Raw genomic sequence first — 14,154 nt, 5'->3', positions numbered from 1 at the left:
GGGTATGACGGTAGTCATGGGTGAATCGTTCCGGCCTCCTGGCGGGCACAGTCTTGTGGCGAGCGGGCTTGCCCGCGCTGGGGCGCGAAGCGGCCCTAAAACCAGCGGCTTCATTGTGTCAGGCAAAACGCAGTCACAGGTTTTACGACTGCTTCGCAGCCGAGCGCGGGCAAGCCCGCTCGCCACAGGTTGAGGGGCGGCCTGATAACTAGCGCTGGATCTCGTTCTCATGCTGCTGCAGATTGGCCTGGGTCAGGTTGCAGCCGGCCGGCACGCTACGGGTCAGCCAGACGTTGCCGCCGATGGTCGCGCCCTTGCCGATGGTGATGCGCCCGAGGATGGTCGCCCCGGCATAGATCACCACGTCGTCCTCGACGATCGGATGGCGCGGATGGCCTTTCTGCAACTGGCCGTCCTCGTCCGCCGGGAAGCGCTTGGCACCCAGGGTCACCGCCTGGTAGATCCTGACCCGCTCGCCGATGATCGCGGTTTCGCCGATCACCACGCCGGTGCCATGGTCGATAAAGAAACTGCGACCGATCTGTGCGCCGGGGTGGATGTCGATCCCGGTGGCCGAGTGGGCGATTTCCGCGCTGATCCGTGCCAGCAGCGGCAAGCCGGCGCGATACAGGTGGTGGGCCAGGCGATGATGGATCACCGCGAGAATCCCCGGGTAGCACAGCAGCACTTCATCGACGCTACGCGCCGCCGGGTCGCCGTGGTAGGCCGCGAGCACGTCGGTATCGAGCAGCCGACGCAGCTCCGGCAGGGCCATGGCGAATGCCTGGATCAGTTGCACCGCCTTGGCATTGACCTCGGAGTCCGACTCGCCGCCATGTCGCGCCACGTAGCGCAGTTCCAGGCGGGCCTGGGCCAGCAGGGCATTGAGGGCGGCATCGAGGGTGTGGCCGACATAGAAGTCCTCGCTTTCCTCGCGCAGGTCCACCGGCCCCAGGCGCATGGGGAACAGCGCGCCGCACAGCGATTCGAGAATCTCGGCCATGGCCTGGCGTGACGGTAGTTCACGCCCGCCCTGTTCGTCGCTGACCCGGCCGTTGCGACTGCGCCACTCATCCCGGGCGCTGCGCAGCTGGCTGACGATGGTCTGTAGTTGCCAATGGCTGGAACGCTCGCTCACGATCAAATCTCCGACCTGGCGACCAGACAATCGGGTCGCCTGAATGGCTTTCACTTTACGGCACCGCCCCGAACGGGAATTAAGAACTAATAGTGCTTTGCTCAGAACTTTCCGACATAAGCGCAAGGTGGTTGCCTGGGGAAAAGTGCCTGCCTATAGTCGAGGCATTTCCTACCGTCAGTTCGGACCCATGATCAAACAACAGCTCGCCCGCTTTAACCGCCTGGAACTTCTGGCCCAAGCCACTCCCCTGGAAAAACTCGAACGCCTGTCGGCCTGGGTGGGGCGCGATATCTACATCAAGCGCGATGACCTGACGCCTTTGGCCCTGGGCGGCAACAAGCTGCGCAAGCTCGAATACCTCGCTGCCGATGCCCTGGCGGTGGGTGCCGATACGCTGGTCACCGCCGGCGCGATCCAGTCCAACCATGTGCGCCAGACCGCCGCGTTGGCGGCCCGCCTGGGCCTGGGTTGCGTGGCTCTGGTGGAAAATCCCATCGGTACCGAGGACGACAATTACCTGCGCAACGGCAACCGGCTGCTGCTGGACCTGTTCGATGCCAAGGTCGAGTTGGTGGACAACCTGGATAATGCCGATGAGCAGTTGCAGGCCCTGGCCGAGCGGCTGCGCAACAATGGCCGCAAGCCCTATGTGGTACCGATCGGCGGCTCCAATGCCCTCGGTGCTTTGGGTTATGTGCGCGCCGGGCTGGAGCTGGCGGCGCAGATCGAAGCGACGGGGCTGGCGTTCGCCGCCGTGGTGCTGGCTTCCGGCAGCGCCGGGACCCACAGCGGCCTCGGCCTGGCATTGAGCGAAGCGCTGCCGGAGTTGCCGGTGGTGGGGGTGACGGTATCGCGTACCGACGAGGCGCAACGGCCGAAAGTGCAGGGCCTGGCCGAACGTACCGCCGAGCTGCTGGGGGTGGAGCTGCCGGCCAGCTTCAGGGTCGAACTCTGGGACGAATATTTCGCCCCGCGTTACGGCGAGCCGAATGCCGGAACCCTGGCGGCGGTCAAGTTGCTGGCGAGCCAGGAAGGCATCCTGCTCGACCCGGTGTACACCGGCAAGGCGATGGCCGGGTTGCTCGACGGCATTGGCCGGCAGCGTTTCGACGAAGGACCTGTCATCTTTCTGCACACGGGTGGAGCACCGGCGTTGTTTGCCTATAATTCGGCGTTTGACTGAGCGGCATCGGATCGTTGAATGCCCACTTGTGTGGGAGCGGGCTTGCCCGCGAAGGGCGCGCTGCGTTCGATCGTTCCCACGCTTTGCGTGGGAACGCCTCACTGGACGCTCTTGTGACGCGGAGCGTCATGGGCTGCATGCCCACGGGGAGCGTGGGAACGATTAGTGAGTCCAGCTAAAAAGGAATAATAAAATTCTTTTATATTATTTAAAATTATAAAAGAGTCGTTTTATAGTTTCGCCTCAGGCGAATTTGATGCGAGACGCCAACCCTGCTTTGAGGCAGGATTGGCGCTTGTCATCAAAGTGTCAGGTTTGCCTTCCTTTCCCATAAGAAAACACACGGGGCTCTTCATGAATATTTCTGCATTTCGCAAGCGTCTGCTGGTCGGCAGCCTGGGTCTGGTGCTCGGCGCCGGTCTGCTGGGCCAGGCCGTTGCCGGTGAACAACTGAACACGATCAAGAAAGCCGGCGAGATCAAGATCGGCCTGGAAGGCACCTACCCGCCGTTCAGCTTTGTCGATGAAAGCGGCAAGCTCAGCGGTTTCGAGGTCGAGCTGTCCGAGGCGCTGGCCAAGGAGCTGGGCGTCAAGGTCAAGCTGCAAGCCACGCCGTGGGACGGTATCCTCGCGGCCCTGGAATCCAAGCGCCTGGACGCCGTGGTCAACCAGGTCACCATCTCCGAAGAGCGCAAGAAGAAGTACGATTTCTCCACGCCTTACACCGTCTCCGGTATCCAGGCGCTGGTCCTGAAGAAGAACGTCGACGCGATCAAGACCGCTGGCGACCTGGCCGGCAAGAAAGTCGGTGTGGGCCTGGGCACCAACTACGAACAATGGCTCAAGGACAACCAGCCTAAAGCCATTATCAAGACCTACAACGATGACCCCACCAAGTTCCAGGACCTGCGCATCGGCCGTATCGACGCCATCCTGATCGACCGCCTGGCGGCTCTGGAATACGCCAAGAAAGCCCCGGACACCGCCACTGCCGGCGACGCCTTCTCCCGTCAGGAAGCCGGTATCGCCCTGCGCAAAGGCGAGCCTGAACTGCTCGATGCGGTGAACAAGGCCCTCGACAAGCTGCGCGCCGATGGCACCTTGAAGAAGCTGTCCGCGAAATACTTCAACGCAGACGTCACTCAATAATGGAAGCAGGTTTCCAACTCGCGCTGGACTCCGCGCCCTTTCTGCTCAAGGGCGCGTACTACACGGTGATTCTCAGCCTTGGCGGGATGTTTTTCGGCCTGGTGCTGGGCTTCGGGCTGGCCTTGATGCGCCTGTCGCGCTTCAAGCTGCTCAGTTGGATCGCCCGGGTCTACGTGTCGTTCTTTCGCGGCACGCCGTTGCTGGTGCAGCTGTTCCTGATCTACTACGGCTTGCCGCAAGTGGGCATCGAGCTGGATCCGATCCCGGCGGCCATGATCGGCTTTTCGCTGAACATGGCCGCCTACGCCTGTGAAATCCTGCGTGCCGCGATCGCCTCCATCGAGCGTGGCCAGTGGGAAGCCGCCGCCAGTATCGGCATGACCCGCGCGCAAACCCTGCGCCGGGCCATCCTGCCGCAGGCGATGCGCACCGCCCTGCCACCCTTGGGCAACAGCTTCATTTCACTGGTCAAGGACACGGCGCTGGCGGCCACGATCCAGGTGCCCGAGCTGTTCCGCCAGGCCCAACTGGTGTCGGCGCGCACCTTTGAGATTTTCACCATGTATCTGTCCGCCGCCCTGATCTACTGGGTACTGGCAAGCATCCTGGCGCATTTTCAAAATCGTCTGGAAGACCGGGTCAACCGGCATGACCTGGAGTCTTGAAGCATGATCGTGGTTGAAAAGCTGACCAAACAATTCAAGGGTCAGGTGGTGCTCAACGGTATCGACCTCGAGGTCAAGGAAGGCGAAGTCGTCGCCATCATCGGCCCCAGCGGTTCCGGCAAGACCACCCTCCTGCGTTGCCTGAATTTCCTCGAAGAACCCTCCAGCGGCCGGATCAAGGTCGGCGACATCGCGATCGATGGCAGTCGCCCGCTGAATCAGCAGCAGAACCTGGTGCGCAAGCTGCGCCAGCAGGTGGGCTTCGTGTTCCAGAACTTCAACCTGTTTCCCCATCGCACGGCGCTGGAGAACGTCATCGAAGGCCCGCTGGTGGTCAAGAAGACCCCGCGTGACCAGGCCGAGGCCCTGGGCCGCAAGCTGCTGGCCAAGGTCGGCCTGGCGGGCAAGGAAGACGCCTATCCGCGTCGGCTGTCCGGTGGGCAGCAGCAACGGGTGGCGATTGCCCGGGCCCTGGCGATGGAGCCACAGGTGATCCTGTTCGACGAGCCGACTTCGGCCCTGGACCCGGAACTGGTGGGTGAAGTGCTGGCAACCATTCGTGGCCTGGCGGAAGAAAAACGCACCATGGTCATTGTCACCCATGAAATGAGTTTTGCCCGCGACGTGGCCAACCGCGTGATCTTCTTCGACAAGGGCGTGATCGTCGAACAGGGTGAAGCCAAGGCGCTGTTTGCCAATCCGAAAGAAGAACGTACCCGCCAATTCCTCAGTAAGTTTCTGGGTAATACGTAGGAATGTTCTTTAGTTGATATAACGTACTCAGGGAGTGAGTACGGTATTCAAGGCATGACTGTTTTAACAAGCCTTGGGTCATCTTATTATATGACCTGCCTGATCTTCGGAAAAATCCCCTCTTGAATTATCAGCCGATCTTGTCGGGACCGCGCGACGTTGTTGTGCGTGGCGATGTCGAACGCTGATTACCGCATGCGTGGCTTGTCCCAGCGGGCCCCGGTGGTTATAGGCGGGCAAAGTAGGACCTGTCCGAATAGCTGCGCGATAATAATCATTATCGATTAACGCCTTGACACTTGCGTTGCAAAACTTTTAGCTGCCTTTAACGACTTGCGCGGCGTTATCCGGATTTCACTCAAGTTCCGCCGGGGTGTCCCGGTATTCCCGCGGCATGATCTTTCGGTTGTAAGGAAACGGCGAAAGCGCCAGTGGCGGTATTTGTCCGGAAGGACTCGGTCGCCTCTTGCAAGTTGAACTTTCGGCAACTATCAAAAGGACGATTTCATGAATTATCCCGCGGAGCATCCCCGACTCGCGCTGCCCACCGTTCCCCAGGCCCACAGGCGCGGCATCGGTCGCCTGGCCGCCGAGCAGTTGTCGATCACGATCCCGGTCTATCCCGATATGGACGAAGGGGACCTGGTCGAGTTGTTCTGGGACGGTTGCTACGTGACGTCCAGGCAGGTCCTCGCCGCCGAGGTCGGCCAGCCGATCAGCCTGCGGGTGCCGGAAAGCTTCATCCTCGAAGGGGTGGCGCGGATTCACTACCGCCTGATGCGCATCGGCAGCGCGGCCCTGGCCTCGCCGGAACTCAAGCTGCCGGTCAAGCTGGCGTGCCCCGGCGGCCTGCCGATCGGCGAGGAGAACCAGGGCCTGGCGCCGCTGATCATCCCCGGGCCCATCGGTCGCTACGGGGTCAACCCGCGCCAGATGAGGCGGGGTGTGCCGTTGACCCTGGCGCCCTATCTCAACATGGCGGTCGAGGATGAAATCACCCTGCTCTGGGGCGACGTCCGGCTCGACCTGCCCAAGCTCGCTCCGGCGGATATCGGCAAGCCGGTCACGGTATTCGTCCCCGCCGGGGTGATCCAGGAAGCCGGTGAGGATCGTGGGTTGGACATCACCTATTGCGTGATCGACCGGGTCGGCAACAACTCTCGCTGGGCACCGACGCGAAGGTTGCGCGTGGGCACTTCGCGGCACTTTATCCGCACAAGCAAACCGGCCTTCAAACTCGCCGCCCAGCGCCGCCGGGAGTGAGGGCCGGGCCTTCTATGCATATTCCTATAAGTTAGTTTATTTAATATTTATACGCGCTTAGGGTATATGAACCGGACCACCGGACCCGTTTGATTTCGCCTGCGTCGCCGTTGCGATGCTTCCAGAGAGAGATGAGGTAGGTATGGTCAGGAACACAATCACCCTCGTGCAGATCGCCAGGGCATTGCGCGCGCCACGGAGTGGCGTTGATGTCTAACTTGAACGAAGCACAGGTCCAGAGCGACCAGGACATCGCCCCGCTGCTGTTGCCGGCCCGGGTGCTGCGCAACGATGCCGAAGCCCTGCAAGCGGCCCGTGAACTGGCCGAGGTTGCCCGCCTGCAGGCCGCGCGCCGCGACCGCCAGCGCAAGTTGCCCTGGGCCGAGATCGAGCAGTTCACCCGCAGCGGCTTGGGCAGCATCGCCATTCCCCGCGAGTACGGCGGGCCCCAGGTGTCCTTCGTCACCGTGGCCGAAGTCTTCGCGATCATTTCCGCCGCCGATCCGGCCCTGGGGCAGATCCCGCAGAACCACTTCGGCATTCTCCAACTGCTGCTCGGCACGGCCACCGAACGGCAGAAAAAACACCTGTTCCAGAGCGTGCTCGATGGTTGGCGGATCGGCAATGCCGGGCCCGAGCGCGGCACCCGCAACACCCTGGAACTGAAGACCCGGATCAGCGCCGACGGTGACGGTTACGTCATCAGCGGACAGAAGTTCTATTCCACCGGCGCGCTGTTTGCCCACTGGGTGGCGGTCAAGGCGATCAACGATGAAGGTCGCCAGGTCATGGCCTTTGTCCGTCGTGGCACGCCGGGGCTGCGGGTGGTGGATGACTGGTCCGGTTTCGGCCAGCGCACCACCGCCAGCGGCACGGTGTTGCTGAACAACGTGCGGGTCGAGGCGGAAAATGTCGTCGAGAACTGGCGCCAGGGCGACACCCCGAATATCCAGGGCGCCGTGTCGCAACTGATCCAGGCCGCCATCGACGCCGGCATCGCCCGCGCCGCCATCGACGACAGCATTGCCTTTGTCCGTGAGCGTTCGCGGCCATGGATCGATGCCAAGGTCGAACGCGCCAGCGACGATCTCTATGTGATCGCCGATATCGGCAAACTGAAAATCGAACTGCACGCCGCCGAGGCACTGCTGCGCAAGGCCGCGCAGGTGCTGGACCAGGTCAATGCCGGTCCGGTGGATGTGGCCGCCGCCGCCCGGGCCTCGATCGCCGTGGCCGAGGCCAAGGTGCTCACCACCGAAATCGCCCTGCTGGCCAGCGAGAAGCTGTTCGAACTGGCCGGCAGCCGCGCGACCCTGGCCGAATTCAATCTCGACCGGCACTGGCGCAACGCCCGGGTGCATACCCTGCACGACCCGGTGCGCTGGAAGTATCACGCGGTCGGCGCCTATCACCTGAACGGCACCTTGCCCGCTCGCCATTCCTGGATCTGACCAGACCTCTGGAGACACCCATGTCACAGCTTTCCCAACACGTCGCGGTCATTTCCAGCGACGAGCAAGCCCTGATCGTGGCCAGTGACCTGGCCGAGGATTTCAAGCGCGACAGCCTGCTGCGCGACCGTGAACGGCGCCTGCCGCTGCCCGAGCTGGAAGTGTTTTCCCGCTCTGGCCTGTGGGGCATCAGCGTACCGAAGGAGTACGGCGGTGCCGGTGTGTCGAATGTCACCCTGGCCAAGGTCACGCAACTGATTGCCGAGGCCGACGCGTCCCTCGGGCAGATTCCGCAGAACCATTTCTATGCGCTGGAAGTCCTGCGGGTCAATGGCAGCGAGGCGCAGAAACGGCGGCTGTATGCCGAGGTCCTGGCCGGTCGCCGCTTCGGCAATGCGCTGGCCGAGTTCGGTACGAAAACGGCGCACGATCGGGTCACCGACCTGCGTCGCGATGGCGAGGGCTATCGCATCAACGGCCGCAAGTTCTACTCGACGGGTTCGCTCTACGCCCAGCGGATTCCCACCTCGGTGGTGGATGAGCAGGGTGTCCAGCAACTGGCCTTTGTCTCCCGCGAAAGCGCCGGGCTGACGGTGATCGACGACTGGACCGGTTTCGGCCAGCGCACCACCGGCAGCGGTTCGGTGGTGTTCGAGGATGTGTTTGTCGCGGCCGAAGACGTGATCCCCTTTCAGAGCGCCTTCGAGCGTCCGACCCCGGTCGGCCCGCTGGCGCAGATTCTCCATGCGGCCATCGACACCGGAATTGCCCGCGCCGCCTATGAAGACGCCCTGCATTTCGTCCGTACCCGCACCCGGCCATGGATCGATTCGGGCAACGACAAGGCCAGCGAAGATCCGCTGACCCTGAAAAGCGTCGGCCATCTGAGCATTCGCCTGCATGCCGCCGAAGCCCTGCTGGAGCGGGCCGGCGAATTCCTCGACCGCGCCCAGGTCGACACCACTGTCGATACGGTGGCGGCAGCTTCCATCGCCGTTGCCGAGGCCCGGGCGGTCAGCACGGAAATCTCCCTGGCCGCCGGCAGCACCCTGTTCGAGCTGGCCGGCAGCCAGGCAACCCTGGCCGAACACGGCCTGGATCGCCACTGGCGCAATGCGCGTGTGCACACCCTGCATGACCCGGTGCGCTGGAAGTACCACGCGGTGGGCAACTACTACCTCAATGCGGAAAATCCGCCGCTGCGGGGCACGATCTGATGGCCGGCTCTCCAGGAACCAGGAAGAAGATCCTGCTCAACGCCTTCAACATGAACTGCATCGGGCATATCAACCACGGGCTGTGGACTCATCCGCGGGACAACTCGACCCAGTACAAGACCCTCGAATACTGGACCGAGCTGGCGCAGTTGCTGGAGCGCGGGCTGTTCGACGGCCTGTTTATCGCCGATATCGTCGGGGTCTACGACGTCTACCAGCAGTCGGTGGCCGTGCCTCTCAAAGAGTCGATCCAACTGCCGGTCAACGACCCGCTGCTGCTGGTGTCGGCCATGGCCGCGGTGACGAAAAACCTCGGCTTCGGCCTGACCGCCAACCTGACCTATGAGGCGCCGTACTTGTTCGCCCGGCGCCTGTCGACCCTCGATCACCTGACGCGTGGCCGGGTCGGCTGGAACATCGTCACCGGCTATCTCGACAGTGCCGCCAAGGCCATGGGCCTCGATGGCCAGGCCGAGCACGACCGCCGCTACGACCAGGCCGACGAGTACCTGGAGGTGCTCTACAAGCTCTGGGAGGGCAGTTGGGAAAACGGCGCGGTGCTCAACGACCCTGCGCAGCGGATCTACGCCCAGCCGGACAAGGTCCACAAGGTGCGGCACAAGGGCGAGTTCTACCAGGTCGAGGGTTATCACCTCTGCGAGCCGTCGCCGCAACGCACCCCGGTGCTGTTCCAGGCCGGCAGTTCCGAGCGCGGCCTGGTGTTCGCCGGGCGGCATGCCGAGTGCGTGTTCATCAGCGGGCAGAACAAGGCCGCGACCAGGGCCCAGGTGGACAAGGTGCGTGCCAGCGCGGTGGCGGCAGGAAGGGATCCTGAAGGCATCAAGGTGTTCATGGGCCTGAACGTGATCGTCGGCGCGACCGAGGAGGAGGCCTGGGCCAAGCATGCCGAGTACCTCGGTTATGCCAGCGCCGAGGCCGGCGTGGCGCATTTCTCGGCCTCCACGGCCATAGATTTTTCCGAGTACGAACTGGACGAACCGATCCAGTACGTGAAGAGCAACGCGATCCAGTCGGCGACAAAGAATCTGCAGAACAACGACTGGACCCGGCGCAAGTTGCTCGACCAGCACGCGTTGGGCGGGCGCTATTTCACCGTGGTCGGCTCGCCGGCACAGGTGGCCGATGAGTTGGAGTCGTGGATCGCCGAAACCGGCCTGGACGGCTTCAACCTGACCCGCATCGTCACCCCGGAAAGCTATGTCGATTTTATCGAGCTGGTGATTCCCGAATTGCAGCGACGCGGTTCGTACAAGACCGCCTACGACGGCGGAACCTTGCGCGAAAAGCTGTTCCACGACGCAGCGCATTTGCCCGAACAGCATGCCGGGGCGGGCTATCGCTTCGTTCCTGGCTGACAGGCTCTCTGCAGCACCAACTTGTGGCGAGCGGGCTTGCCCGCGCTGGGTCGCGAAGCGGCTCCAAAATCAGTGATCGCGGTGTGTCAGGTACAACGAGGTGTCTGGTTTTGCGACTGCTTCGCAGCCGAGCGCGGGCAAGCCCGCTCGCCACAAGTGAGATCTCACAATACTTATGACTGACTGGAAACCCATCATGAAAACAACACGTCTCACCCACCCAGTCAAAGCACTGGCCCTCGCTCTCGGACTTTTCAGCGCCGTGGCCCACGCCGCTGACGCGCCGCTCAAGGTCGGCACCACCGCCGCCTTCGCCATCCCCCTGGAAGCTGCTGTCGAAGAGGCCGGCAAGCAGGGCCTCAAGGTCGAGCTGGTGGAGTTCACCGACTGGATCGCGCCCAATGTCAGCCTCGCCGCCGGCGATATCGACGTGAACTATTTCCAGCACATCCCGTTCCTGGAAAACGCCAAGGCCGCCGCCGGTTTTGACCTGGTGCCTTTCGCCCCGGGAATCATCAACAACGTCGGCCTCTACTCGAAGAAATACAAAAGCTTCGACGAGCTGCCGCAAGGCGCCACCGTGGCCATCGCCAACGACCCGATCAACAGCGGGCGCGGTCTGCAACTGCTGGCCAAGGCCGGTCTGATCACCCTCAAGCCCGGTGTCGGCTACAAGGCCACCGAAGACGACATCGTCAGCAACCCGAAGAAGATCAAGATCCTCCAGGTCGAGGCCGTGCAACTGGTCCGCGCCTACGACGACGCCGATCTGGTCCAGGGCTACCCGGCCTACATCCGCCTGGCGAAGACCTTCGATGCCGGTTCCGCATTGCTGTTCGACGGCCTCGATCACAAGGAGTACGTGATCCAGTTCGTGATCCAGCCGAAGGAGAAAACCGACCCGCGGTTGATCAAGTTCGTCGACATCTACCAACATTCGCCGGCCGTGCGCGCTGCCCTGGATAAAGCCCATGGCAAGCTGTACCAGGCCGGCTGGGAAGGCTGAGATGAGTGTCGCCAATCTCCAGCGTCCGCCGGACGCCGCGCCACGCGAGGCCGAACGGACCGAGTTGCACCCGGAGCTCAATCTGGCCCATGTGCGCTTTATCGGCGTGGGCAAGACCTATGAGGGCAGCCAGGGGCCGGTGAACGCCTTGCAGGGCATCGACCTGGCGATCCAGCGTGGCGAAGTGTTCGGCATCATCGGCCGCAGCGGTGCCGGCAAGTCGTCCTTGATCCGTACCATCAACCGCCTGGAACAACCCAGTTCAGGCCGGGTGCTGATCGACCAGGTGGACATCGGCGAGTTCGATGAAAACCGCCTGGTGGAGCTGCGCCGGCGCATCGGTATGATCTTCCAGCACTTCAACCTGATGTCGGCCAAGACCGTCTGGCAGAACGTCGAGCTGCCATTGAAAGTGGCCGGCGTGCCGAAGCTGCAACGCGAGCAGAAGGTCCGCGAACTGCTGGAACTGGTGGGCTTGCGGGACAAGCACAAGGCCTATCCGGCGCAGTTGTCCGGTGGCCAGAAACAGCGGGTCGGGATTGCCCGCGCGCTGGTCCACGATCCGGCGATCCTGCTGTGTGACGAAGCGACCTCGGCGCTGGACCCGGAGACCACGCAGTCGATCCTCGGCCTGCTGCGCGAGATCAACCGACGGCTGGGCCTGACCATCGTCCTGATCACCCACGAGATGGCGGTGATCCGCGATATCTGCGACCGCGTGGTGGTGCTGGAGCATGGTCGGGTCGTCGAGCAGGGGCCGGTCTGGCAGGTGTTCGGCAATCCGCAGCATGAAGTCAGCCAGACCTTGCTCGCGCCCTTGCAGCATGCGCTGCCCGAGGAGCTGCAAGGCCGCTTGCAGGCACAGCCGCCATCTCCCGAGGCGGCGGTGGTATTGCGCCTGCGGTTTACCGGCAGTGCCGCCGACGAGCCGGACCTGGCGGCCTTGTTCAATGCCCTGGGCGGACGTGTGCGCCTGTTGCAGGGCGGTGTCGAACGCATCCAGGGGCATGCGCTGGGGCAACTGCTGCTGGCGGTGACCGCGTCTGCGCTGGGTGCCGAGGAACTGCGGCAGCGCGCGGCCCGGTGGGCACAACAGGTGGAGGTACTGGGTTATGTGGCTTGATCGGTTGTGGCAGGGCGTGATCGACACGTTCCTGATGGTCGGTGTGTCTTCGCTGATCGCCTTGTTGCTGGGTATTCCGCTGGCGGTGATCCTGGTCACCAGCCACAAGGGCGGGATCTACGAGGCCCCTGCGGTAAACCGGGTACTGGGGGCGTTCGTGAACCTGTTCCGTTCGATCCCGTTCCTGATCCTGATGGTCGCCCTGATTCCCTTTACCCGGCTGATCGTCGGCACCACCTACGGCGTCTGGGCCGCCGTGGTGCCGCTGACCATCGCCGCCACGCCGTTCTTCGCGCGGATCGCCGAGGTGAGCCTGCGCGAGGTCGATCATGGCCTGATCGAGGCGGCGCAGGCCATGGGTTGCCGGCGCTGGCATATCGTCTGGCATGTGCTGTTGCCCGAGGCATTGCCGGGAATTGTCGGCGGCTTCACCATCACCCTGGTGACCATGATCAACTCCTCGGCCATGGCCGGTGCCATCGGCGCGGGCGGATTGGGCGATATCGCCTATCGTTATGGCTACCAGCGCTTCGACAGCCAGGTGATGCTGACGGTGATCGTGTTGCTGGTGATCCTGGTGGCGGTGATCCAGCTCGGTGGTGATCGCCTGGCGCGGGTGCTGAACAAGCGCTGAGAGTGGCGGCCTCTTCGCGGGCAAGCCCGCTCCCACAGGTTTTGCGTTCACCCCGGTACCTTGTGGGAGCGGGCTTGCCCACGAAAAGGCGTTCCTAAAGGTTGTGGGTTCACCCCGGTACCTTGTGGGAGTGGGCCTGCCCGCGAAAAGGCGTTCCTAAAGGTTTTGGGTTCACCCCGGTGCCTTGTGGGAGTGGGCCTGCCCGCGAAAAGGCGTTCCTAAAGGTTTTGGGTTCACCCCGGTACCTTGTGGGAGCGGGCTTGCCCGCGAAGGGGCCTTTGCAGCCACAGCAAAAACCCGCCTGGTGATATATTCGCATCATCTCCCCCAACGCAGACCTGCGATGAAAACCCTCGGCCCCAACGACCTCGAACAGATCGCTTCCACCACCCTCGGTCACTACAACCGCAGTGCCGAGGGTTTCCGCGAAGGCACCCGCGACCACGATGTGAGCCAGAACATCGACGCACTGCTACGGCATATCCAGGGTACGGCGCCGTTTACCGTGCTGGACTTCGGCTGCGGTCCGGGTCGGGATCTGCAGACATTCACCCGCATGGGCCATGTCGCGGTCGGCCTCGACGGCTCCGAGCGCTTTGCGCAGATGGCCCGCGAGGACAGTGGTTGCGAAGTGCTGCAACAGAATTTCCTCGAACTCGAACTGCCACCAGAACGCTTCGACGGGATCTTTGCCAACGCGGTGCTGTTCCATATCCCGCGTCAGGAACTGCCGCGGGTGCTGGGACAGCTGCATGCGACGCTCAAGCCGGGCGGCGTGCTGTTCAGCTCCAATCCGCGCGGGGAAAACCAGGAGGGCTGGAACGGTGAACGCTATGGTTCGTACCACGACCTGGAAGCCTGGCGTGAACTGCTGACGGCGGCGGGTTTTGCCGAACTGGAACACTACTATCGCCCCGCCGGACTGCCGCGTGAGCAGCAGCCGTGGTTGGCGAGCGTGTGGCGCAAGGCCTGACACCTTCCCTTGTAAGAGCCGGCTTGCCGGCGATGGCGTCCGGCAGATCGATGCAAGACTCACTGGCCCCATCGCTGGCAAGCCAGCTCCTACACAGGTTTGCGTTATCCGCAGATTTTGTGTTCGACACTCTTCCCCTGTAGGAGCCCGGCTTGCCGGCGATGGCGTCCGGCAGATCGATGCAAGACTCACTGGCCCCATCGCTGGCAAGCTGAACTGG

The 14,154-nt window shown here is 63.0% G+C and carries 13 protein-coding genes; 12 read left to right on the top strand and 1 reads right to left on the bottom strand.

Annotated elements, in window-relative coordinates:
- Positions 1–208: 208 nt before the first annotated feature.
- Positions 209–1,138, bottom strand: coding sequence for a serine O-acetyltransferase EpsC (gene epsC / locus HX851_RS32530; RefSeq protein ID WP_177065057.1), 930 nt, complete (start codon positions 1,136–1,138; stop codon positions 209–211).
- Positions 1,139–1,328: 190 nt separating this feature from the next.
- Between epsC and HX851_RS32525 the strand changes: the two genes are divergently transcribed.
- The 12 genes from HX851_RS32525 to HX851_RS32470 all read left to right on the top strand — a co-directional run bounded on the left by HX851_RS32525 (position 1,329) and on the right by HX851_RS32470 (position 13,934).
- Positions 1,329–2,324: a D-cysteine desulfhydrase gene (locus tag HX851_RS32525; protein WP_177063562.1), complete on the top strand. Its 996-nt coding sequence runs from the start codon at positions 1,329–1,331 to the stop codon at positions 2,322–2,324.
- A gap of 354 nt (positions 2,325–2,678) precedes the next feature.
- Positions 2,679–3,473, top strand: coding sequence for a cystine ABC transporter substrate-binding protein (tcyJ, locus tag HX851_RS32520; protein ID WP_177065054.1), 795 nt, complete (start codon positions 2,679–2,681; stop codon positions 3,471–3,473).
- Complete coding sequence (tcyL, locus tag HX851_RS32515; RefSeq protein WP_017125359.1) at positions 3,473–4,138, top strand: cystine ABC transporter permease; 666 nt, start codon at positions 3,473–3,475, stop codon at positions 4,136–4,138. Before tcyJ ends, tcyL begins: the two co-directional genes overlap by 1 nt.
- Positions 4,139–4,141: 3 nt before the next feature.
- Positions 4,142–4,891 carry an L-cystine ABC transporter ATP-binding protein TcyN gene (tcyN, locus tag HX851_RS32510; protein ID WP_177063564.1) on the top strand — a complete coding sequence of 250 codons (750 nt, stop codon included), beginning with the start codon at positions 4,142–4,144 and terminating at the stop codon, positions 4,889–4,891.
- Positions 4,892–5,398: 507 nt separating this feature from the next.
- On the top strand, positions 5,399–6,154 hold the full coding sequence (locus tag HX851_RS32505) for a hypothetical protein (RefSeq protein ID WP_177063565.1): 756 nt from the start codon (positions 5,399–5,401) through the stop codon (positions 6,152–6,154).
- A gap of 209 nt (positions 6,155–6,363) precedes the next feature.
- Positions 6,364–7,605: an SfnB family sulfur acquisition oxidoreductase gene (locus HX851_RS32500; protein WP_177063566.1), complete on the top strand. Its 1,242-nt coding sequence runs from the start codon at positions 6,364–6,366 to the stop codon at positions 7,603–7,605.
- A gap of 20 nt (positions 7,606–7,625) precedes the next feature.
- Positions 7,626–8,822, top strand: coding sequence for an SfnB family sulfur acquisition oxidoreductase (locus tag HX851_RS32495; protein WP_177065052.1), 1,197 nt, complete (start codon positions 7,626–7,628; stop codon positions 8,820–8,822).
- Positions 8,822–10,198 carry an LLM class flavin-dependent oxidoreductase gene (locus HX851_RS32490; protein WP_177065050.1) on the top strand — a complete coding sequence of 459 codons (1,377 nt, stop codon included), beginning with the start codon at positions 8,822–8,824 and terminating at the stop codon, positions 10,196–10,198. Before HX851_RS32495 ends, HX851_RS32490 begins: the two co-directional genes overlap by 1 nt.
- Before the next feature lie 196 nt (positions 10,199–10,394).
- A complete protein-coding gene (locus HX851_RS32485) occupies positions 10,395–11,204 on the top strand; it encodes a MetQ/NlpA family ABC transporter substrate-binding protein (protein WP_177065047.1) in 810 nt (269 codons plus the stop codon).
- Between the two features lies 1 nt (position 11,205).
- Complete coding sequence (locus HX851_RS32480) at positions 11,206–12,327, top strand: methionine ABC transporter ATP-binding protein (protein ID WP_177065045.1); 1,122 nt, start codon at positions 11,206–11,208, stop codon at positions 12,325–12,327.
- On the top strand, positions 12,317–12,961 hold the full coding sequence (locus HX851_RS32475) for a methionine ABC transporter permease (RefSeq protein WP_177063571.1): 645 nt from the start codon (positions 12,317–12,319) through the stop codon (positions 12,959–12,961). Before HX851_RS32480 ends, HX851_RS32475 begins: the two co-directional genes overlap by 11 nt.
- 343 nt (positions 12,962–13,304) lie before the next feature.
- Positions 13,305–13,934, top strand: a complete 630-nt coding sequence (locus tag HX851_RS32470) for a class I SAM-dependent methyltransferase (RefSeq protein ID WP_177056173.1) — start codon at positions 13,305–13,307, stop codon at positions 13,932–13,934.
- The last annotated feature ends 220 nt before the right edge of the window (positions 13,935–14,154 follow it).

It is taken from the genome of Pseudomonas gingeri (assembly GCF_013385635.1).
In the GTDB taxonomy this organism is placed as follows: domain Bacteria; phylum Pseudomonadota; class Gammaproteobacteria; order Pseudomonadales; family Pseudomonadaceae; genus Aquipseudomonas; species Aquipseudomonas gingeri_A.
Note: the sequence above shows the minus strand (reverse complement) of the source record. Positions and strands in the feature narration are given on the sequence as shown.

Bases quoted from the DNA above. Each gene is read 5' to 3' on its own strand.
- tcyL (WP_017125359.1), top strand. From the start codon at position 3,473: ATGGAAGCAGGTTTCCAACTCGCGCTGGACTCCGCGCCCTTTCTGCTC.
- HX851_RS32470 (WP_177056173.1), top strand. From the start codon at position 13,305: ATGAAAACCCTCGGCCCCAACGACCTCGAACAGATCGCTTCCACCACC.
- HX851_RS32495 (WP_177065052.1), top strand. From the start codon at position 7,626: ATGTCACAGCTTTCCCAACACGTCGCGGTCATTTCCAGCGACGAGCAA.
- HX851_RS32500 (WP_177063566.1), top strand. From the start codon at position 6,364: ATGTCTAACTTGAACGAAGCACAGGTCCAGAGCGACCAGGACATCGCC.
- tcyJ (WP_177065054.1), top strand. From the start codon at position 2,679: ATGAATATTTCTGCATTTCGCAAGCGTCTGCTGGTCGGCAGCCTGGGT.
- HX851_RS32485 (WP_177065047.1), top strand. From the start codon at position 10,395: ATGAAAACAACACGTCTCACCCACCCAGTCAAAGCACTGGCCCTCGCT.
- HX851_RS32490 (WP_177065050.1), top strand. From the start codon at position 8,822: ATGGCCGGCTCTCCAGGAACCAGGAAGAAGATCCTGCTCAACGCCTTC.
- HX851_RS32475 (WP_177063571.1), top strand. From the start codon at position 12,317: ATGTGGCTTGATCGGTTGTGGCAGGGCGTGATCGACACGTTCCTGATG.
- HX851_RS32525 (WP_177063562.1), top strand. From the start codon at position 1,329: ATGATCAAACAACAGCTCGCCCGCTTTAACCGCCTGGAACTTCTGGCC.
- HX851_RS32505 (WP_177063565.1), top strand. From the start codon at position 5,399: ATGAATTATCCCGCGGAGCATCCCCGACTCGCGCTGCCCACCGTTCCC.
- tcyN (WP_177063564.1), top strand. From the start codon at position 4,142: ATGATCGTGGTTGAAAAGCTGACCAAACAATTCAAGGGTCAGGTGGTG.
- HX851_RS32480 (WP_177065045.1), top strand. From the start codon at position 11,206: ATGAGTGTCGCCAATCTCCAGCGTCCGCCGGACGCCGCGCCACGCGAG.